The following is a 20,630-nucleotide window of genomic DNA, read 5'->3' on the forward strand; positions in this document are numbered from 1 at the left end:
CGGAACCCGAACCCGAAGGACATGCCATGACCGACTCGACCTCCGCCGGCTCCTCGACCGCGTTGCAGCGCGGCGCTCTGGGCGTGGCGGGAATAGTATTCCTCGTGCTCGCCGCCGTCGCGCCCCTCACCGGCATCGTCGTGGTCGCCTCGCTCGCGATCGCGCTCGGCAACGGGGGTGGCACGCCCGCGTCGTTCCTGATCATCGCGGTGATCCTGCTGCTGTTCGCCGTCGGCTACGCGCAGATGTCCAAGCAGCTGGTAAATGCGGGCGGGTTCTACGCGTTCGTCGTCAAGGGGCTCGGACGCACGGGCGGGCTCATCGCGGGACTCATCGCGACCCTCGGCTACAACTTCTTCGTCGTCGGCACGATCGGGACCAGCGGCTTCTTCATGCAGTCGATCATCGCCGGGCTCACCGGCTTCGACATGCACTGGTACCTGTGGGGGCTGCTGTCGATCATCGTGTGCTTCGTGATGGCCCGCACCGGCGTCGACTTCTCGTCGAAGGTGCTCGGCGTCGCCCTGGTGCTCGAGGTGCTCATGCTCGTCGTCTTCGACATCTCCGTGCTCGTGCAGACCGGCTACGACCTCGGCGCCTTCTCCCCCGAGGCGGTGTTCTCCGGCTCGCTGCCGATCGGTCTGCTGCTCGCGGCGACCGGTTTCCTCGGGTTCGAAGCGACCGCGCTCTTCGGCGAAGAGGCCCGCAACCCGCTGAAGACCATCCCCCGTGCCACCTACACCGCGATCATCGCGATCGGTGTGATCCTCGGCGTGACGACGTGGGCCGTGGTCAGCGCGACCGGAGTCGCCCAGGCCCAGGGCACGGCGCAGGAGCACCTCGCCACCGGCGACCTCATCTTCAGCCTCGCCGCGACCTACCTCGGCCCGCAGCTGACGGTCGTCATGGAGCTTCTGCTGCTGGTCAGCCTGTTCGCCGCGATGCTCGCCTTCCACAACTCCGCGACGCGCTATCTCTACGCCCTCGGCCGCGCCCGCGTGCTGCCCTTCGCCCTCGCCCGCACCCGCGCCTCGGGCGCTCCGCAGGTCGCCGGGATCGTGCAGGCCGCCTTCGCCGCGATCGTCGCCGGACTCTTCGCCCTCGCCGGACTCGACCCGATCCTGAACCTGGTACCCGCGATGCTCGGTTTCGGCACCCTCGCCGTCATCGTGCTGCAGGCGCTGGCGGCCCTGTCGATCGTGGTGTTCTTCCGCCGCCGCGGCGACCGCCGCTGGTGGAGCACGCTGATCGCCCCCGGCGTCGGCTTCCTCGCCCTGGCCGTGATCGTGGTGCTCGCGGTGGCGAACTTCGACGTCGTCGCCGGCTCCAGCGAGCCCGCGATCCGCGCGATGCCGCTGCTGCTGGTGGCCGCCGTGATCGGCGGCATCGTCTACGGAGCCGTGCTGCGCCGCCGCCGGCCCGCCGTGTACGCCGCCCTCAGCGACGACCTCGAAGCGTTCAACGTCGCCTCGGCGGAGAAGGGCAAGGACCCTGTGCCGGGACTCTGACCCCGGATGCCACGGCCTGCGACGGACCGCGTCGGGGGCCGTGGCATCCCTCCCCCGCTCCCCAGAGAAAGTGATCGCACGATGACCGACACCCTCAACCTGTCCGACACCCGCACCTGGCTGCCGCTCGACGGGCTCGCGCCCGGCTTCGACGCCGCCAAAGCCGACCCGAGCCACGACCTCGCCGGTCACCGCTTCACCACCGTCGATGAGACCGGCGAACGCGCCGTCTACGCCTTCGACACGGATGCCGTCGCCTGGGCGCGCGGAGCCGAGACCGGCCGCGACGATGTCGAGGTCATCGCGGTCGACGAGGGGCTGTATTACGCCCAGTTCACCCCCGCGGAGCACCCCGAGGAGGCGGTAACCCTGATCCTGGACCTGCGCAGCGGCTACGCCCTCACGGTGCGGAGCCTGCTCGGCACCGCCACCCCGGGACGCACCGCCGTGCAGATGAGCTTCCACCCCGCGCGCATCACCGAACTCGAGGCGAGCGGCGAGGCGCCGGCACCCACGGAGGAGCTGATCGGCCGGCGTGTGCTGTGGGTGTACTCGGGCATCCACGCCTACGAGCACGTCTACCTCTCGCCGCACTGGTACACCTGGCAGTGCCTCGCCGGCCCCGAGCAGGGGCTCGCCGACACCGACGAGAACACCGTGTGGCGGGTGCGGCCGGGCATCTACGTGTTCACGTGGCGCGAGAAGGTCATCCCGTGCGGCTCGGTGACGATCGCCGACCACCGCGATCAGAAGGCGCTGCGCGCGCACGGCGTTCTGTTCGGCGCCGACGAGTCGGGCGCGGGCGCCACCCACTTCACGTTCGGAGCGCACGGTCGACTGCTGTCGAACACCGTGCACCCGGCCGAGTACGACCCGGCGCGGCCGCTGCAGCGCTGAGCCGGGTGTCGCCGAGAGCCGCGTCCATCGTCGGGACGCGGCTCTCGTGCGTTTCCCCGCCGCGTGGGTGCCGCCTCGGGAGGCGGAGACCTCGGCTGAGCGGCCCGGGGCGTGCGACGCGCGGGAAGCCGAACGCCGGACGCGCAGAAAGCCGCCGACCCCGCGGGGACCGGCGGCTTTCTGCGCGGGAGACTCAGCCGTTGATGACCTGGGGCACCCCCAGGGCCTTGAGGCCTTCGACGCCGAACTCGAGGCCGTAGCCCGAACCCTTCACCCCGCCGAAGGGGACGAGCGGGTGCACGCCGCCGTGGGAGTTGATCCACACGGTTCCCGCCTGCAGGCGCGCGGCCACCTCGCGTGCGGCGTCGCGGTCGCTCGACCACACCGATGCGCCGAGGCCGACGTCGAGGCCGTTCGCGCTCGCGATGGCCTGCTCCACGTCCCGGTACCGGATGACCGGGAGGACGGGACCGAACTGCTCCTCGTCGACGAGCGCCACTCCATCGGTGATGTCGGCGACGATCGTCGTGCGGTAGAACAGCTCCCCGAGATCGGAGGCCGGCCCGCCGCCGAGCACCACACGAGCCCCGGAGGCCTTGGCATCCGCGACGAGTCGGTCGACGATGTCGAACTGCTGGGCGTTCTGCAGCGGGCCGAGCACCGTGCCCGCGTCGAGCCCGCGCCCCATCGGCACGTGCGCGGCGTACTCGGCGAGCGCATCGACGACGGCGTCGTAGACGTCGTCGTGCACGTAGAGGCGTTTCAGCGCCGCGCACGTCTGACCGGTGTTGATGAACGCGCCCCAGAAGAGCCCCTCGGCGATGCCCGCGGGGTCGACGTCGGACAGCACGATGCCGGCGTCGTTTCCGCCGAGCTCGAGAGTCAGGCGGGCGAGGTTGCCCGCCGAGCTCTCGATGATCTTGCGACCGGTCGCGGTCGAGCCGGTGAACATCACCTTGTCGACGTCCGGGTGGGCGACCAGACGCGCCCCGGCGTCGCGGTCGCCCGAGACGGCGATGAGCACGTCGTCGGGCAGCGCGTCGTTGAGGACCTCCACGAGGGCCAGCACGCTCAGCGGGGTGTACTCGCTCGGCTTGACCACGACGGTGTTCCCCATGCGCAGCGCGGGGGCGATCTGCCAGACGGTGATCATCATGGGCCAGTTCCAGGGGCCCACCGCGGCCACGACGCCGAGCGCACGGTAGTGCAGTTCGGCGTAGGTCTCTCCGTCGTCGACGACGACCTCGGGCGCGAGGGCGGTGGCGGCGGTCGCCCGCAGCCATGCCGCGCAAGCGCCCACTTCGAAGCGCGCGTTGGGCCCGTCGAGGGGTTTGCCCTGTTCGCGAGAGAGCAGACGGGCGAGGGCTTCGGCGTTCGCCTCGACGCGATCGGCCGCGGCCATCAGCAGAGCGCTGCGGTCCGCGTGGCCGCGGGCGTCCCAGGCGGGTTGCGCCGCACGGGCGCGGGCCACGGCGGCGTCGACGTCGGCGACGGTGTGCACCGGCGCTCGGCCGATCACCTCGCGCGTCGCGGCATCCGGGATCTCCCGCCCCTGGCCCTCGGGAGCCTGCACGCGCGCCAGCAGGGCGAGGTCGTCGGCGTCGGGCGCGGCCGTGTCGATCACGGGGTCGGCCAGGGCGGGGGTGGGATCGGACATCTCGGCTCCTTCGGTTCGTGTCCCGGGCCGTGGTGCGCGAGGCCCGTCTCCCGTCAGCCTCCGCCGCGAGCGCGCGCCGCGCTTGTCCGCGCGTGCGGGGGGCATGACCGGCCGTGCCCGCTTGCCCCGCGGCGCGGGAACGCCGCCGCGCCCCACCACACGACGCCGCCGCGCCCCACCACACGACCCGCGCGATCGTATATGATCGCCTCGTCAGGCGCACGAGGCCGTGCGTCGCTGCTCGAAAAAGGGGCACGTAGCGCGACACGGCGCGAGACACATACGGATCATTCCCGTCCCTGTCTCGAAAGGCCGCGCCATGCCCTCCGTCTCCGCCCACGTCGCGCACACCCTCGCCCGCCACCTCCACCACGTCTTCGGCGTCATGGGCAACGGAAACGCGCACTTCCTCGACGTGCTGCACCGCGAGACCGACCTGCCCTTCACCGCGATGCGGCACGAGTCCGGCGGAGTGGTCGCCGCCGACGCGCACTACCGCGCCTCGGGACGTCTCGCCGCCGCGACCGCCACCTACGGCGCGGGGTTCACCAACACCCTCACGGCGCTGGCCGAGTCGGCCCAGGCCCGCATCCCCCTCCTCCTCGTCGTGGGCGACGAGCCCACCTCGGGGCCGCGCCCGTGGGGTGTCGACCAGGTCGCGCTCGCCTCGGCGGTCGGCGTGCGCACCTACACGGTGGGCGATCGGGATGCCACGGCCACCGTCCTCATCGCCCTCGAGCACGCGCTGACCTACCGCGTGCCGGTCGTGCTGGCGATCCCGTACGACGTCGTCACGCGCGAGGCGGGTCCGCTTACGGATGCCGGAACGGTGACGCTGCCCGCCCCGCTCGCGCCGCGCGGACCGGCCGCCGAGGCGGCCCTCGACCGCATCGCCGACGCCCTGGCATCCGCCGAACGTCCGTTCCTGCTCGCCGGTCGCGGGGCGTGGCTCACGCACGCCGGTGACGCGCTCGGGCGTCTCGCCGAAGCGACCGGTGCGGTCACGGCATCCACCGCTCTCGGGCGGGGGATCTTCCCCGACGCCCGCTACGACCTCGGGGTCACGGGCGGCTTCGGCGCCGAAGGCGCGATGCGGCTCGTGCGCGAGGCCGATGTCGCGGTGGTCTTCGGGGCGGGTCTCAACCAGTTCACGATGCGCTTCGGCGAGCTCTTCGCCCCCGACACCGCGGTGTTCCAGATCGACGTCACCGCGACCGCCACCCACGCGCAGGTCGGCGGGTTCGTGCGGGCGGATGCCGCGATCGCGGCCGAGGCGCTCGTCGAGCGGCTCCGCGCGCGCGGCGCCTCCGCCTCGGGCTGGCGCGAGCGCATCGACATCGCGCCGCTGCGCGCCCAGGAGCCCGGTGACGGCATCGCCGCCGACGGCCGCCTCGACCCCCGCTCCGCCGCCGCGCGGCTCGCGGAGCTGCTGCCAGAGGATCGCGTCGTCGTCTCGGACGGCGGGCACTTCCTCGGCTGGTCGAACATGTACTGGCCCGTCGCCTCCCCCGACCGCGTGATGATGATCGGCACCGCCTACCAGTCGATCGGCCTCGGCTTCCCCTCGGTCGCGGGCGCCATCGCGGCCCGCCCGGAGTCCACCGTCGTGCTCACCACCGGCGACGGCGGCGGGCTCATGGCCATCGCCGATCTCGAGAGCGCCGTGCGCTCCGCCCGCGGACACGGCATCGCCGTCGTGTGGAACGACGCGGCCTACGGCGCCGAAGTCAACCTGTACGGCCTGAAGGGGCTGGCCCGCGAGCCGATGCTCATCCCCGAGGTCGACTTCGCCGCCGTCGCCCGCGGCTTCGGCGCGGAGGGCGTGGTCGTGCGAGGCGTCGCCGATCTCGACGCCGTGGCCGACTGGACGGCCCGCGACCCCGAGGAGCGCCCTTTCCTGCTGCTCGACCTGCGCATCAGCGGCGACGTGATCGCGCCGTACCAGCGCGAGATCATCAAGGTGAACTCGTAGGCGCCGAGCGGCGCCCCACCCTCCCCGGCCGGTGCTCATTTGCCTCATATGGTCGGCACCGCACGCCTGAGGCGACCATGCGGGGCAAACGACGCGAGCACGGTGACGGGCATTCTCCACAGATCGCGGATGCCGTGCCCACGCGCCGCTCCGACAGTGTCTCGTTGCAAGGGTGCGAGCCGCATCCCTGCCCGACGAACTGCCGGAGTCCTTCTCGGTCGGTGCGGCGTTGCAGCACGGCGTGTCGCGGCGACGGCTCCGCGCCGCCGACCTCGCCGCCCCGTTCCACGGCGTACGGACGCGTTCGGCCCCACCGGAGGACGCGTTCGAGGCATCCGTTCGCCGTCGATCGGCGGAGTACGCCGCGCGGATGCGGGATTGTGAGTTCTTCTGTCTGGTCGCCGCGGCGGTGCTGTGGGGCGCACCGTTGCCCTCGTCGGTCTTCCACATCCGCGACGGATCGAACCGCCGGGTCGAGCGCCCACTCGACGTCGGCGTGCTCCTGCCCTCGCGTGCGAGCGGAGTGCGCGGAACGTCGATCGCGGCCGCGATGGGGAGCGTTCGCACCGAGCCCGCGAGCGGCCTGCGAGCAACGAGCCCGGCGACCACGTGGGCGATGATGGGCGCCCTGCTGCGACGAGATGACCTCGTCGCGCTCGGCGACGCGTTCGTGCGCGAGCCGATGCGCTCGGGTGACCCACCGGCGCTCGCGACGATCGCCGAGCTCACGGCAGCTCTCGAGGCGGGACGCCGCCGGGGTGCCGCCACGCTGCGCGAAGCGCTGTCCCTCGTACGCACACGCTCACGGTCCAGCAAAGAGACCGAAACGCGGTTGGCCCTCCTTGCCGCAAGGCTCCCCGAGCCGTCGCTGAACTGGCCGGTGGTCGTAAACGGGAGGGTGCTCGCGCTGGTCGACCTGGCCTATCCGGAGCGCAGGGTGGGCTTCGAGTACGAGGGCGAGCAGCACCTCACCGACCCGGGGCAGTGGGCCCGCGACATCCGGCGCTACGAGACGCTCGCCGACGTCGGCTGGCGCATCATCCGCGTCACCAAGTCCGACCTCGGCGGGCACCGTGCGCCCTTCGTGGAGAGGGCGCACGCGGCATTCGCCTCACGAACCCGCCCCGACTGACTCCGCCGGCCGAGCCACGGCATTCGGTCACTTGCCGCACATGGCCGCCCCGCACCCCCCACCGGCGACAATCCCAGGCAAACGGAGGGCGGGCCCGCGCACGGCGGCCCCGCCGCACCGGAGCGCGACGGGGGCCGCCGGCCGCGGGTCAGACCCGCGACAGCCCGCGGATCGGGCTGACCTCCTGCTCGGCCTCGTGGTCGGGACCGAGCGGGATGCCGCTGCGGTCGCGCAGCAGCAGCGTCGCGACGAGGCCGACCACCGTCATCCCGGCGAGGTACCAGGTGACCGACATCGTCGTGCCCGTTGCCTTGACCAGCGCCTCCGCGATCGTCGGAGCGAACGCGCCACCGAGGATCGCCCCGATCGCGTACGAGATCGAGACCCCCGAGAAGCGGATGGATGCCGGGAACAACTCGGCGTACAGCGCGGCCTGCGGGCCGTAGGTGAGGCCGAGACCCACGGTGAGGATGACGAGCGCCAGCGTCAGCAGCCCGATGCTCCCCGTGTTCACCAGCGGGAACAGCAGGAAGACGCCGACGAGCTGCGCGATCCACCCCAGCACGTACGTGTTGCGGCGGCCGATCTTGTCGCCGATCCAGCCGCCGAGCCATGTGAACGCGAGCCACGACACCGCGGAGAGCGTCACGGCGCCGAGCACGTCGGCCGTGGCGAGACCGATCGGGCCGTCGGGGTTGGTCGCGTAGCGCTGGATGTATCCGCCCGTGGTCATGTAGCCGACGGCGTTGTTGCCGGCGAACACGAGCGCGGCGATGAGCACGAGCAGCGCGTGCTTGCGGAACAGCTGCACGATCGGCATCCGCGTCTTCTCCTTGCGCTCGGCGAGCTCGAGGAACACGGGGCTCTCCTCGACTTTCTTGCGCACGTAGTACCCGACGAGGATCAGCACGAACGACAGCAGGAACGGCACGCGCCAGCCCCACGCGAGGAACGCGTCGCCGGGGGCGATGATCGCCATGAGGGCGAGCATTCCGCTGGCGAGCAGCAGCCCCAGGGGGACGCCGAGCTGCGGTGAGGCGCCGAAGAGGCTGCGCTTGGTCTTGGGCGCGTGCTCGACGGCCATGAGCACCGCGCCGCCCCACTCGCCACCGGCCGAGATCCCCTGCAGCACGCGCAGGAGGATCAGGAGGATCGGGGCCACGACACCGATCGCGTCGTAGGTGGGCAGGACGCCGATGAGGGTGGTCGAGGCGCCCATGAGGATCAGCGTCAGCATCAGCACCACGCGGCGTCCGTACTTGTCGCCGAGGTGGCCGGCGAGGAAGGCGCCGAGGGGACGGAACAGGAAGCTCAGTCCGACCGTGAGGAACGACAGGATCTGCGCGATGCCGGGACCGGCGGGGGCGAAGAAGAGCTGGCCGAACACGAGACCCGCGGCCGAGGCGTAGAGGAAGAAGTCGTACCACTCGACGGTGGTGCCGACCACGGTGGCGAAGACCACGCGGCGGCGGTCCGTCGAGGTGGAGATGGTGCCGGTGGGCGTGAAGCCCGGCGGCTGGGAGCGGGACATAGGGACTCCTTAGAGACGTCGTCGTCGTCACAACCCCGGTCGTCGTCGTCGGCGACGAGGTGCAGGTTGCTGGGGTGGTTCGTATCGTATACGATTTCAGATACGACGCAAGGGAGCATCCATGACCGACATCGACGACCGGTTCACCGTCCTCGGCGCGCGTCCCGGCAAGATCATGGCCGTCCACCTCTCCTACATCTCTCGCGCCGATCAACGCGGCCGCCGCCCGGCGGCGCCGTCCTACTTCTTCAAGCCGTCCAGCTCGCTCGCCGCCTCGGGCGCCGAGATCGAGCGCCCCGCCGGCACCGAGCTGCTCGCCTTCGAGGGCGAGATCGCGCTGATCATCGGCGAGCCCGCGCGATGGGTGACCCCGGATGCCGCGTGGAACCACGTCGCATCCCTCACCGCCGCGAACGACTTCGGCCTGTACGACCTGCGCGCGAACGACAAGGGCTCCAACGTCCGCTCCAAGGGCGGCGACGGGTATACGCCCCTCGGCCCCGCGCTCATCGACGCGCGGGCGGTGGACCCGGCCGCGCTGCGCCTGCGCACCTGGGTGAACGGCGAGGTCGTGCAGGACGACACCACCGCCGGCCTGCTCTTCCCGCTCGCGCAGATCGTCGCCGACCTGTCGCAGCATTTCACCCTCGAGACCGGCGACGTCATCCTCACCGGCACCCCCGCGGGCTCGTCGGTGGTCGTCCCCGGCGACGTCGTCGAGGTGCAGGTGGATGCCGGCATTCACTCGACCGGTCGACTCCGCACCACGGTGGTCCAGGGCGGCCGGCCCTTCGACGGCGCGGTCGGCTCCCTGCCGGCGGCCGACGACACCCAGCGCACCGAGGCCTGGGGTTCGGCCGCGGCCGCCGCCGCCGCGAGAACAGGCGATCGTTCCGAAACAGGACGATCCGCCGGCGACTCTCCTGTTCTCACCGATTCCCCTGTTCTCAACGCCCCCGACACCCGGCCCGTCCTCACCCCAGAACTTCGCGCCAAGCTCGCGCGCGTTCCCGTCGCCGCCCTCAGCGGCCAGCTCCGCACGCGCGGGCTGAACGACGTCACGATCGACGGCGTCCATGCCCTCACCCCGGGCAACCGCTTCGTCGGCACGGCCCGCACGCTCCGCTTCCTCCCCCACCGCGAAGACCTCTTCGCCGCGCGCGGCGGTGGCTACAACGCCCAGAAGCGCGCATTCGACGCGGTGGAACAGGGCGAGGTCCTGGTCATCGAGGCCCGCGGCGAGCGCGGCTCGGGCACCCTGGGCGACATCCTCGCGATCCGCGCCCACGCGCGCGGCGCTGCCGCGATCGTCACCGACGGCGGCGTCCGGGATGCCGAGGCGGTCGCCGCCGTCGGCATCCCGGTGTTCACCGCAGGTCCCCACCCGGCGGTCCTCGGTCGCCGGCACGTGCCGTGGGAGACCGACGTCGCGATCGGCTGCGGCGGCACCACCGTGGAGCCCGGCGACATCCTCGTCGGCGACGGCGACGGCGTCATCGTGCTTCCGCCGGCGCTCGCCGAGGAAGTGGTCGACGCCGCGCTCGCCCAGGAGGAGGAGGATGCGTGGATCGCCGCACAGGTGGCATCCGGTCATCCCGTCGACGGGCTCTTCCCGATGAACGCCGAATGGCGCGCCCGCTACGAGAGCGAGAGGCAGAACTGATGGATGCCACGTCCCCCGCGACCGCGCACACCGGCGCCGAGAGCCGGAGCAAGTCGCAGCAGGCCTACCACTGGATCAAGCAGCGCATCGCGTCGCAGGAGTTCACGCCGGGCTACCGGCTCGTGCTCGGCACGATCGCAGGAGAGCTCGGCATGAGCGTCGTCCCGGTGCGCGAGGCGATCCGCCAGCTCGAGGCCGAGGGCCTGGTGATGTTCGAACGCAACGTCGGCGCGCGCGTGTCGATGGTCGACGACACCGCGTACCGCTTCAGCATGCAGTCGCTGAGCATCCTGGAGGGCGCCGCGACCGCCCTGTCGGCGCGCGCCCTCACCAGCGACGACGTGCGCCGCGCCCGCCAGGTGAACGAGCTGATGGTCGAGACGCTCGAGCACTTCGACCCGCGCGCCTTCACCGCTCTCAACCAGGAGTTCCACGCGATCCTGTTCGAGAAGTGCGCCAATCCGCGCATGCTCGAACTCGTCCAGGCCGAGTGGGCCCGACTCGGGCACCTGCGCGACTCGACGTTCAGCTTCGTCCCCGGTCGCGCCGCCGAGTCCGTGCGCGAGCACGAGAACATCCTCGTCCTCATCGAGCGGGGCGCCCCGCTCGCCGAGATCGAGAAGGCCTCGCGCCGCCACCGCTCCGCGACCCTCGACGCCTACATGACCCACGAGCACCCCGACGAAGTGCTCGGCCTCCCCGCTTTCTGACCCGGATGCCGTGACCGCGGGCGCCGCGACACCGCCGTCGCCGTCGCATCCCACCGGCATCCACCTCTTCCACCGAAGGAGTTCGCATGACCACCCCGCTCACCACCGCCCGCCGGGTCCCGGCCGATCTCCCGGATCGCATCCAGCACTACATCGGCGGACGCTTCGTCGACTCGGTCGACGGCGATGCGTTCGACGTGCTCGACCCCGTGACCAACCAGACCTATCTGCGGGCCGCCGCGGGCAAGGAGGCCGACGTCGACCTCGCCGTCGCCGCCGCCCGGAAGGCGTTCACCGAAGGCCCGTGGCCGCGGATGCTGCCGCGCGAGCGTTCGCGAGTGCTGCACCGCATCGCCGACATCGTGGAGTCGCGCGACGCGCGGCTGGCGGAGCTCGAGTCCTTCGATTCGGGGCTCCCGATCACGCAGGCGCTCGGTCAGGCCCGCCGCGCCGCCGAGAACTTCCGCTTCTTCGCCGACCTGATCGTGGCCCAGACCGACGACGCCTTCAAGGTGCCCGGCCGCCAGCTGAACTACGTCAACCGCAAGCCGATCGGGGTCGCCGGGCTCATCACGCCGTGGAACACCCCCTTCATGCTCGAGTCGTGGAAGCTCGGCCCCGCGCTCGCCACCGGCAACACCGTGGTGCTCAAGCCCGCGGAGTTCACGCCCCTGTCGGCATCGCTGTGGGCCGGGATCTTCGAGGAAGCGGGGCTTCCCGAGGGAGTGTTCAACCTCGTCAACGGTCTCGGAGAGGATGCCGGCGACGCCCTCGTCAAGCACCCCGAGGTGCCGCTGATCTCCTTCACGGGCGAGAGCTCGACGGGGCAGCTGATCTTCGCCAACTCGGCGCCCTTCCTGAAGGGGCTGTCGATGGAGCTGGGCGGCAAGAGCCCCGCGATCGTGTTCGCGGATGCCGACCTGGACGCCGCGATCGACGCCACCATCTTCGGGGTGTTCTCCCTCAACGGCGAGCGGTGCACCGCGGGCAGCCGCATCCTCGTGCAGCGCTCGGTCTACGACGAGTTCGTCGAGCGGTACGCCGCCCAGGCCGATCGCGTGAAGGTCGGCTACCCCGACGACCCCGCGACCGAGGTGGGCGCGCTCGTGCACCCCGAGCACTACGCCAAGGTCATGTCGTACGTCGAGCTCGGCAAGACCGAGGGGCGCCTGGTCGCCGGCGGCGGCCGCCCGGAGGAGTTCCCGGAGGGGAACTTCGTCCGCCCCACGGTGTTCGCCGACGTCGCCCCCGACGCGCGGATCTTCCAGGAGGAGATCTTCGGCCCGGTCGTGGCGATCACCCCGTTCGACACCGACGAGGAAGCCCTGACCCTCGCGAACGACACGAAGTACGGCCTGGCCGCCTACGTCTGGACCAACGACCTGAAGCGAGCGCACCTGTTCGCGCAGAATGTCGAGGCCGGAATGGTGTGGCTGAACTCCAACAACGTCCGCGACCTCCGCACCCCCTTCGGCGGCGTGAAGGCCTCGGGCCTCGGGCACGAGGGTGGCTACCGCTCGATCGACTTCTACACCGACCAGCAGGCCGTGCACATCACGCTCGGCCCCGCCCACAACCCCACCTTCGGCAAGGGAGCCTGAGATGACCGACCGCAGCCAGATGACCCGCACCTCCTCCGGGTTCTTCGTCTCGCAGGAGGCGCCGATCGAGTCGGACAACCCCATCCCCACCCCCTCCTCCCCCGCGCCTGACATCCTGCGCTGCGCCTACATGGAGCTCGTGGTCACCGACCTCGCGGCATCCCGTGTCTTCTACGTCGACATCCTGGGCCTGCACATCACGGAGGAGGACGACGAGGCGATCTACCTCCGATCGACCGAGGAGTTCATCCACCACAACCTCGTGCTGCGCCAGGGTCCGGTCGCCGCGGTCGCCGCGTTCTCGTACCGTGTGCGCTCGGCCGACGACCTCGACAGAGCCGTCGCGTTCTACACCGAGCTCGGCTGCGACGTGCGCCGTGAGCCGAACGGATTCACGAAGGGCATCGGCGACTCGGTGCGCGTGGTCGACCCCCTCGGCTTCCCGTACGAGTTCTTCTTCGACACCGAGCACCAGGAACGGCTCTCGTGGCGCTACGACCTGTACTCCCCCGGTGAGCTCGTGCGCCTCGACCACTTCAACCAGATCACCCCCGACGTGCCCCGCGCGGTGAACTTCATGCAGTCGCTCGGATTCCGCGTGACCGAGGACATCCAGGACGAGGACGGCATCGTCTACGCCGCGTGGATGCGCCGCAAGCCCACCGTGCACGACACGGCGATGACCGGCGGCGACGGCCCCCGCATGCACCACGTGTGCTTCGCGACGCACGAGAAGCACAACATCCTGGCGATCTGCGACAAGCTCGGCGCCCTCCGCCGATCGGATGCCATCGAGCGCGGCCCCGGCCGCCACGGCGTCTCGAACGCGTTCTACCTGTACCTGCGCGACCCCGACGGCCACCGCGTCGAGGTGTACACGCAGGATTACTACACCGGCGACCCCGACAACCCGGTGGTCACGTGGGACGTGCACGACAACCAGCGCCGCGACTGGTGGGGCAACCCCGTCGTGCCGTCCTGGTACACCGACGGCTCGCTCGTGCTCGACCTCGACGGCAACCCGCAGCCGGTGCGCGCCCGCACCGACGCGAGCGAGATGGCCGTGACGATCGGCGCCGACGGCTTCAGCTACACGCGCGCCCCGGAGGAGCGCGACGGCGAGTTCAAGCTGGGCAATCAGCTCTGAGCACGCCGCTGCCCCGACCCATGTCCCGCTTATGGCTGGTTGGGCGCCCCTCTACCAGCCAAAGGTGGGACATGCTCCGCCAAAAGTGGGACGAGGTTCGTGAAACCGACCAAGGAGAACACATGCTCACCGACGCACAGATCGACGCCATCGCGGCCGAGCTCGCCGAGGCCGACCGTGCACACTCGGTCATTCCGCGGATCACCGCGCGGTACCCGGATGCCGTGGTCGAAGACTCGTATGCGATCCAGGGCCGCTGGCGCGACACGCAGATCGCGGCGGGCCGGACCCTCGTGGGGCGCAAGATCGGCCTGACCTCGAAGGCGATGCAGCAGGCGACCGGCATCACCGAACCCGACTACGGCGTCATGTTCGACGACACCGTCTACCGCTCGGGCGACGACATCCCGGTCGACCACTTCTCGAACGTCCGGATCGAGGTCGAGCTCGCGTTCGTGCTGAGGACGCCGCTCGAAGGCCCCGGCTGCACGCTCGAGGACGCCCTCGCCGCGATCGACTACGCCGTGCCGGCGCTCGAGGTCCTCAACTCGCACATCGAGCTCGAGGGCCGCACGATCGTCGACACGATCAGCGACAACGCCGCCTACGGCGCGATGGTGCTCGGCGACGTGCACAAGCACCCGGACGAGATCGACCTGCGGTGGGTGCCGGGCGTGCTCAGCCGCAACGGAGAGATCGAGGAGACCGGGGTCGCCGCGGGCGTCCTCGGCCACCCCGCGACCGGCGTCGCCTGGCTCGCGAACAAGTTCCACCAGCACGGCGCGCGCCTAGAGGCGGGCGAGATCATCCTGGCAGGATCGTTCACGCGCCCGATGTGGGTGTCGCGCGGAGACGACGTGTCGTGCGACTTCGGACCGATGGGAACCGTCACGTGTCGCTTCGTCTGACCTCCACCTTCCACGCCGCGCTCGCGGCATCCGATCGCCCGCTTGCCGGCATGTGGGTGTGCTCGGCGAGCGCCACCGTCGCCGAGATCGCCGCCGGGTCGGGGCTGGACTGGCTGCTCATCGACATGGAGCATTCGGCGACCTCGCTCGAATCCGTGCTCGCGCAGCTGCAGGTCGCCGCGGCCTACCCCGTCACCCCGGTCGTGCGGGTGCCGTGGAACGACTCGGTCACGATAAAGCGCGTGCTCGACGTCGGCGCGCAGAACCTCATCGTGCCCATGATCTCCACGGCCGCGGAGGCCCGCGCCGCCGTCGCGGCGACGCGCTACCCGCCCGCGGGGATCCGCGGGGTCGGCAGCGCCCTGGCTCGGAGCGCCCGCTGGAACCGCGTCGACGACTATCTCGCCACGGCCACGGAGCACGTCTCGCTGACGGTGCAGATCGAGACCGCGGCGGCCGTCGAGGCCGCGGCCGAGATCGCGGCCGTCGAGGGAGTGGATGCCATCTTCGTCGGCCCCTCCGATCTGTCGGCCTCGATGGGGCTGCTGGGGCAGCAGTCGCACCCCGACGTGGTGGCCGCCGTGCACCGCGTGTTCGACGCCGCCCACGCGGCCGGTGTCGCGGTCGGGGTGAACGCGTTCGACCCGCTGGTGGCCGAGGCCTACCTGGACGCGGGCGCCGACTTCGTCGCCGTCGGCGCCGACGTCGCCCTGTTGGCCCGCGCGTCCGAGGCGCTGGCGGCCCGGTTCGTCGCCGCCCGCACGGAGTCCCGCGACAGCTACTGAGCACGCCGCGCACGCGAGAGGGGCCGGACGATCGCGTCCGGCCCCTCTCGTCACGAGTCAGTCCTCGTCGTCCTCATCGTCCTCGTCGTCGTCGTCGTCGTCGCCGACGATCTCGATGTCCTCGACCTCGAGCTCGGGCGTCAGCTGCACGTGCACCAGCGCGTCGGGGAAGGACGTCGCCCCGGCGAACACCACGATGATCGCGTCCGCGAAGACACCGACGCCCACGGCCTCGAGGTCGGTGCGGAGGTCGATCTCACTGTCGACCTCGTCGTCCTCGAGCGCGTCCTCGATCTCGGTGGCGACCTCGTCGACGATCGCGCGCCAGCGGTCCTCGCTCACCGACAGGATGTCGGACAGCGACGTCATGATCGCGTCGACGTCGGGCTCGTCGACGTCGTCGATCTCGGGGTCGAGGTCGACCTCGACCTCGACGCCGGCGGCATCCAGGTGGGCCAGGCCCACGACGGTGTCCTCGTCGATGGTCGGCTCGTCGAGCAGGCCGCTGTCGGTGACGCGGCGGAGGAGGTCGTTCAGCACGGACTCAGTCATGAATGAACTCTGACACGTCCGCGCGGTCAGCGCCTCCCCGTTGCGCCCGGCGCTCCGTCTGTTCAGCCGGCGTCGGGTGGTGGTTCACCGTCCGCGGTCGTGCCGGGCTCCGGAGAACTCCGCTCGTTTCCGCCGCCAGCGCGGACCTACCGCCCCGAGGGTCCCGACTCTCCGGAGCGCGGGACGCGACGGCAGCGGATCACAGACCCGCGGCGCGCTCCGCGGCCTCGACGACGTTGGTCATCAGCAGCGCGACCGTCATGGGGCCCACCCCGCCCGGGTTCGGCGAGAGGAAGCCGGCGACCTCGGCGACGTCGGGGTGCACGTCACCGAAGACGCGGCTCTTTCCGCTCTCGGGGTCGGTCTCGCGCGTCACACCGACATCGAGCACCGCGGCCCCCGGCTTGACGTCCTCGGCGCGCACGATGTGCTTCACACCGGCCGCGGCCACGATGACGTCGGCGTCGCGCAGGTGCTTCGCCAGGTCGACGGTGCCGGTGTGGGTCAGCGTCACCGTGGCGTTGATCTCGCGACGCGTGAGGAGCAGCCCGATCGAGCGGCCGATCGTGACGCCGCGACCGACGACCACGACCTCCTTGCCCTTCAGGTCGTAGTCGTTGCGCAGCAGCAGCTCGATGACGCCGCGCGGCGTGCACGGCAGCGGCGTCGTGATGGGGGCGTTGACGTTGAGCACCAGACGCCCGAGGTTCGTGGGGTGGAGGCCGTCGGCGTCCTTCGCCGGATCGATGCGCTCGAGGATCGCGTCGGTGTCGAGGTGCTTCGGCAGGGGCAGCTGCACGATGTACCCGTGGCACGCGGGGTCGGCGTTGAGGCCGTCGATGACCGCCTCGACCTCCTCCTGCGTGGACTCGGCGGGGAGCTCGACCTGGATCGAGTTCATGCCGATCGCCTCGGACTGCTTGTGCTTCATGCCCACGTACAGCTGCGAAGCCGGGTCGGCGCCGACGAGCACGGTGGCGATGCCGGGCACGATCCCGCGCTCGCGCAGGGCCGCGACCCGCTCGGCGAGCTCGGTCTTGATCGCCGCCGCAGCGGCCTTGCCGTCGAGAATCGTCGCCGTCATGGCATCCCTCGTTCTGTGATGTGTGTCGGTGCGGCGCCGAGGTGGGTCGGCGCCTCATTCCGATAAACGCGATCTACGACGAGAAACAACGTGGCACGCCGTTTCTCGCCGCGAATCGCGTTTATCGCGGACGGGGCTCGCCGAGACGGGGCCGGCACGCGACCCCGCCCCGGCGGAGCTCACTGCCGCAGGTCGGGGTACAGCGGGAAAGCCGCCGTGAGCGCGGCCACGCGGGTGCGCAGCGCCTCGACGTCGGCGCCGGGGATCAGCGCGAGCGCGATGATGTCGGCGACCTCGGTGAACTCCGCGTCGCCGAAGCCGCGCGTCGCGAGGGCCGGGGTGCCGATGCGGAGCCCCGACGTGACCATCGGCGGACGCGGGTCGTTGGGCACGGCGTTGCGGTTGACCGTGATGTGGATGTCGTGCAGCAGGTCTTCGGCCTGCTTGCCGTCGATCTCGGCCTCGCGGAGGTCGACGAGCACGAGGTGCACGTCGGTGCCGCCCGAGCGCACGGCGATGCCGGCGTTCTTGACGTCGTCCTGGGTCAGGCGGTCGGCGAGGATCGCCGCGCCCCGGAGCGTGCGCTCCTGACGCTCCTTGAACTCGGGCGTCATCGCGAGCTTGAACGCCGTCGCCTTCGCCGCGATGACGTGCATGAGCGGGCCGCCCTGCTGGCCGGGGAAGACCGCGGTGTTGATCTTCTTGGCGATGTCGGCGTCGTTGGTGAGGATGAGGCCCGAACGGGGGCCGCCGATCGTCTTGTGCACCGTGGTGGAGACGACGTGCGCGTGCGGGATCGGGCTCGGGTGGACGCCCGCGGCCACGAGACCGGCGAAGTGCGCCATGTCGACCCAGAGCAGGGCGCCGACCTCGTCGGCGATCGCGCGGAACGCGGCGAAGTCGAGCTGACGCGGGTACGCGGACCAGCCGGCGATGATGACCTTGGGCTTGTGCTCGAGGGCGAGGCGGCGCACCTCGTCCATGTCGATGATCGAGGTCTCGGGGTCGACGCCGTAGGCGACGATGTCATAGAGACGGCCCGAGAAGTTGATCTTCATACCGTGGGTGAGGTGACCGCCCTGGTCGAGGGCGAGACCGAGCAGGGTGTCGCCGGGGCGGGCGATCGCGTGCAGGACGGCGGCGTTCGCCGACGCGCCCGAGTGCGGCTGGACGTTCGCGAACCCCGCGCCGAACAGCGCCTTCGCGCGCTCGATCGCGAGCTCCTCGGCGACGTCGACCTCTTCGCATCCGCCGTAGTAGCGGCGACCCGGGTAGCCCTCGGCGTACTTGTTGGTCAGCACCGAACCCTGCGACTGCAGGACCGAGACGGGGACGAAGTTCTCGGACGCGATCATCTCGAGGTAACCGCGCTGGCGGTCGAGCTCGCGCTCGAGCACCTGGGCGATCTCGGGGTCGACCTCCGAGAGCGGGGCGTTGAAGTACGGATCGGTCATGCGATCTCCTTGACGATGGTTCCGGATGCCGCAGGCTCGGGCGAGTCCGCGGAGATACCGCACCGACCCAGGCGTGCGGTCGGATACCGTCAAGCGGTCGCTCCCCGGTGGTTCCCCACCTCAACGCCAGTCGCGACGCCCTCACCCTACCCGGTTTCGCCTGCGACGCGCCCGGGCGGGTCGCTCGTCCGCGAGGTATCCCGGATGCCGCCGCCCGCCACCCGCGTAAAATGGCGGCGTGACCGACACTCCCCACGTCCGCGCGCAGGCGCCCCTCGCCCCCGGCATGCGCCCGCGCCCGACGGCGGTCGAGATCGGCAGCGTCCTGTGCGGCATCGCCGCGTTCGTCACCCTGGCCATCTGGGGCTTCACCGGCTGGCCGTTCCCCTGGAACATCGTCGCCGGCATCGGTGCGCCGCTCCTGGCGATCCTGGTGTGGGCGCTGTTCGTCTCGCCTCGCGCCGTGCTCGCCGTGCACCCGTTCGTCCGCGCGATCGTCGAACTGTTCGTGTACGCCGCCGCGACGATCGCCTGGTGGAGCATGGGCCAGGCCTGGATCGGACTGATCTTCGCGATCGTCGCCGTGACGTTCGGCGCGTTGAACGGCCGCCGGCGCCTGGCGTGAGCGCCGACGTCGTCGCGCTGCTCCGGGCCGAGCTCGGCGACCGCGTCGACGTCAGCCCCGCCGCGCTGACCGCGGCGCGCGCCGACAAGTCCGGGCACGCCGCGTCCGGCACTCCCCTCGCGGTCGTGCACGCGGCCTCCGTCGCCGACGTCCAGGCGGTCCTCCGGATCGCGACGGCGACCCGCACCCCCGTGGTGCCCCGCGGCGCGGGCACGGGTCTGGCCGGGGGCGCCAACACCGGCGGCGGCGAGATCTCGCTGTCGCTGCGCGCCATGGATCGGGTCCTCGAGGTCCGCCCCGACGACCTGCTCGCGGTGGTGGAGCCCGGCATCCTGAACGCGGACCTCAACGCGCTGCTCGAACCCCACGGGGTGTGGTGGGCGCCCGATCCCGCGAGCCGCGCGATCTCGACCGTGGGCGGCAACATCGCGACCGGCGCCGGCGGACTGCTGTGCGCGAAGTACGGCGTGGTGCGCGACGCGGTGCTCGGCGTCGACCTGGTGCGGGCCGACGGCAGCCTCCTCCACCTCGGCCACCGCAGCGTCAAGGGCGTCACCGGACTCGACCTGACCTCGCTCGTCATCGGGTCCGAGGGGATCCTCGGCGTCGTCGTCGGCGCCACCCTGAAGCTGCGGCGCCTCATCGCCGGGGAGCGCGTGACCCTCACGGCGCTGTTCGACGGCGTCCGGTCCGCGGCGGTGGCGTCGGCCGCGGTGACGGCATCCGGCATCCAGCCCGCGATCATGGAGCTGATGGATGCCACGAGCCTCGCGGCCGTGCACCGTCTGCTGTCGCTCGCCGCACCGCCGGCGGGCGCGGCGCAACTCACGATCCAGACGGACGGGCCGGCCGCGGCGGAGGAGGCCCACGCGATCGCGGAGATCCTGCGCGGAGCCGGCGGCCGCGTCGCTGTGGCCGCCGACGACGTCGAGGGAGAGGCGTTGCTCGCGGTGCGCCGTGCCCTTCACCCCGCGATGGAGACCCTCGGCACCACGCTCATCGAGGACGTGTCGGTGCCGCGGAGCGCCCTTCCCGCCATGTTCGACGAGATCGCCCGGATCGAACGTGCGTACGCGCTGGTGATCCCGACCGTTGCGCACGCCGGCGACGGCAACCTCCATCCGAACTTCGTCTTCGAGGGCCCGGACGTTCCCGAGATCGTCTGGTCCGCCGCCGAAGACCTGTTCCGCGCCGCCCTCGCTCTGGGCGGAACCCTCACCGGGGAGCACGGGATCGGGGTGCTGAAGCAGCGCTGGCTCGCCGACGAGCTCGGCGACGACCAGTGGCGCCTGCAACGCGACATCGTGCGCGTCTTCGATCCGCTCGGCATCCTCAACCCGGGCAAGGTCTTCGCGGCCTGACGCCCGCCCCCGGCGTGACCAGAACGTGACAAACCGCACGGCT

Annotated in this window: 17 protein-coding genes and 1 riboswitch; of the genes, 12 read left to right on the forward strand and 5 right to left on the reverse strand. The window is 71.3% G+C overall.

The genetic code is table 11. The features are described from left to right. Nucleotides 1–26 precede the first annotated feature (26 nt). Both BW982_RS06015 and BW982_RS06020 read left to right on the forward strand, forming a co-directional pair. The gene (locus BW982_RS06015) at nt 27–1,508 is read left to right on the forward strand and encodes an APC family permease (RefSeq protein WP_076491100.1); all 1,482 of its coding nucleotides are present in this window, start codon (nt 27–29) and stop codon (nt 1,506–1,508) included. 81 nt (nt 1,509–1,589) lie between these two features. Further along, nucleotides 1,590–2,405, forward strand: a complete 816-nt coding sequence (locus BW982_RS06020; RefSeq protein ID WP_076491101.1) for a MoaF C-terminal domain-containing protein — start codon at nt 1,590–1,592, stop codon at nt 2,403–2,405. Between the two features lie 193 nt (nt 2,406–2,598). Here BW982_RS06020 and BW982_RS06025 read toward each other — a convergent pair whose 3' ends face one another. Further along, entirely contained in the window at nt 2,599–4,062 is a 1,464-nt protein-coding gene (locus BW982_RS06025; protein WP_254845525.1) for an aldehyde dehydrogenase family protein, read from the reverse strand. A gap of 319 nt (nt 4,063–4,381) precedes the next feature. On the opposite strand from BW982_RS06025, the gene BW982_RS06030 reads away from it, so the two are divergent. Then, nucleotides 4,382–6,034, forward strand: a complete 1,653-nt coding sequence (locus tag BW982_RS06030) for a thiamine pyrophosphate-binding protein (protein ID WP_076491102.1) — start codon at nt 4,382–4,384, stop codon at nt 6,032–6,034. 172 nt (nt 6,035–6,206) lie between these two features. Next, on the forward strand, nt 6,207–7,166 hold the full coding sequence (locus tag BW982_RS06035; RefSeq protein ID WP_076491103.1) for a hypothetical protein: 960 nt from the start codon (nt 6,207–6,209) through the stop codon (nt 7,164–7,166). 148 nt (nt 7,167–7,314) lie between these two features. Here BW982_RS06035 and BW982_RS06040 read toward each other — a convergent pair whose 3' ends face one another. After that, nucleotides 7,315–8,697, reverse strand: a complete 1,383-nt coding sequence (locus tag BW982_RS06040; RefSeq protein WP_076491104.1) for an MFS transporter — start codon at nt 8,695–8,697, stop codon at nt 7,315–7,317. A gap of 121 nt (nt 8,698–8,818) precedes the next feature. Here BW982_RS06040 and BW982_RS06045 point away from each other — a divergent pair, with 121 nt between their 5' ends. The 6 genes from BW982_RS06045 to BW982_RS06070 all read left to right on the forward strand — a co-directional run bounded on the left by BW982_RS06045 (nt 8,819) and on the right by BW982_RS06070 (nt 15,511). After that, nucleotides 8,819–10,360, forward strand: coding sequence for a fumarylacetoacetate hydrolase family protein (locus BW982_RS06045; protein WP_076491105.1), 1,542 nt, complete (start codon nt 8,819–8,821; stop codon nt 10,358–10,360). Beyond that, a complete protein-coding gene (locus BW982_RS06050; protein ID WP_076491106.1) occupies nt 10,360–11,070 on the forward strand; it encodes a GntR family transcriptional regulator in 711 nt (236 codons plus the stop codon). The genes BW982_RS06045 and BW982_RS06050 overlap by 1 nt, the downstream gene beginning before the upstream one ends. A gap of 86 nt (nt 11,071–11,156) precedes the next feature. Further along, nucleotides 11,157–12,671 carry a 5-carboxymethyl-2-hydroxymuconate semialdehyde dehydrogenase gene (hpaE, locus tag BW982_RS06055; RefSeq protein WP_076491107.1) on the forward strand — a complete coding sequence of 505 codons (1,515 nt, stop codon included), beginning with the start codon at nt 11,157–11,159 and terminating at the stop codon, nt 12,669–12,671. A 1-nt stretch (nt 12,672) separates the two neighbouring features. Next, complete coding sequence (gene hpaD, locus BW982_RS06060) at nt 12,673–13,818, forward strand: 3,4-dihydroxyphenylacetate 2,3-dioxygenase (protein WP_076491108.1); 1,146 nt, start codon at nt 12,673–12,675, stop codon at nt 13,816–13,818. Between the two features lie 122 nt (nt 13,819–13,940). Then, nucleotides 13,941–14,726 (forward strand): fumarylacetoacetate hydrolase family protein, encoded by a 786-nt coding sequence (locus BW982_RS06065; protein ID WP_076491109.1) that lies wholly within the window; start codon nt 13,941–13,943, stop codon nt 14,724–14,726. Then, nucleotides 14,711–15,511, forward strand: a complete 801-nt coding sequence (locus tag BW982_RS06070) for an aldolase/citrate lyase family protein (protein ID WP_076491110.1) — start codon at nt 14,711–14,713, stop codon at nt 15,509–15,511. The genes BW982_RS06065 and BW982_RS06070 overlap by 16 nt, the downstream gene beginning before the upstream one ends. A gap of 57 nt (nt 15,512–15,568) precedes the next feature. Here the strand turns inward: BW982_RS06070 and BW982_RS06075 are convergent, their stop codons facing one another. The 3 genes from BW982_RS06075 to glyA form a co-directional block, all read right to left on the reverse strand. After that, nucleotides 15,569–16,063: a hypothetical protein gene (locus BW982_RS06075; RefSeq protein WP_076491111.1), complete on the reverse strand. Its 495-nt coding sequence runs from the start codon at nt 16,061–16,063 to the stop codon at nt 15,569–15,571. Between the two features lie 199 nt (nt 16,064–16,262). Continuing rightward, nucleotides 16,263–17,147 carry a bifunctional methylenetetrahydrofolate dehydrogenase/methenyltetrahydrofolate cyclohydrolase gene (locus tag BW982_RS06080; protein WP_076491112.1) on the reverse strand — a complete coding sequence of 295 codons (885 nt, stop codon included), beginning with the start codon at nt 17,145–17,147 and terminating at the stop codon, nt 16,263–16,265. A gap of 179 nt (nt 17,148–17,326) precedes the next feature. Further along, the gene (gene glyA, locus BW982_RS06085) at nt 17,327–18,601 is read right to left on the reverse strand and encodes a serine hydroxymethyltransferase (RefSeq protein ID WP_076491113.1); all 1,275 of its coding nucleotides are present in this window, start codon (nt 18,599–18,601) and stop codon (nt 17,327–17,329) included. A 58-nt stretch (nt 18,602–18,659) separates the two neighbouring features. Next, a riboswitch (ZMP/ZTP riboswitch) is annotated at nt 18,660–18,745 on the reverse strand. Between the two features lie 94 nt (nt 18,746–18,839). On the opposite strand from glyA, the gene BW982_RS06090 reads away from it, so the two are divergent. Both BW982_RS06090 and BW982_RS06095 read left to right on the forward strand, forming a co-directional pair. Next, nucleotides 18,840–19,226, forward strand: coding sequence for a YrdB family protein (locus tag BW982_RS06090; RefSeq protein ID WP_083696525.1), 387 nt, complete (start codon nt 18,840–18,842; stop codon nt 19,224–19,226). Continuing rightward, nucleotides 19,223–20,587 (forward strand): FAD-binding oxidoreductase, encoded by a 1,365-nt coding sequence (locus BW982_RS06095; protein ID WP_076491114.1) that lies wholly within the window; start codon nt 19,223–19,225, stop codon nt 20,585–20,587. The genes BW982_RS06090 and BW982_RS06095 overlap by 4 nt, the downstream gene beginning before the upstream one ends. Nucleotides 20,588–20,630: the final 43 nt, after the last annotated feature.

It is taken from the genome of Microbacterium sp. RURRCA19A, assembly GCF_900156455.1.
Lineage (GTDB): Bacteria > Actinomycetota > Actinomycetes > Actinomycetales > Microbacteriaceae > Microbacterium.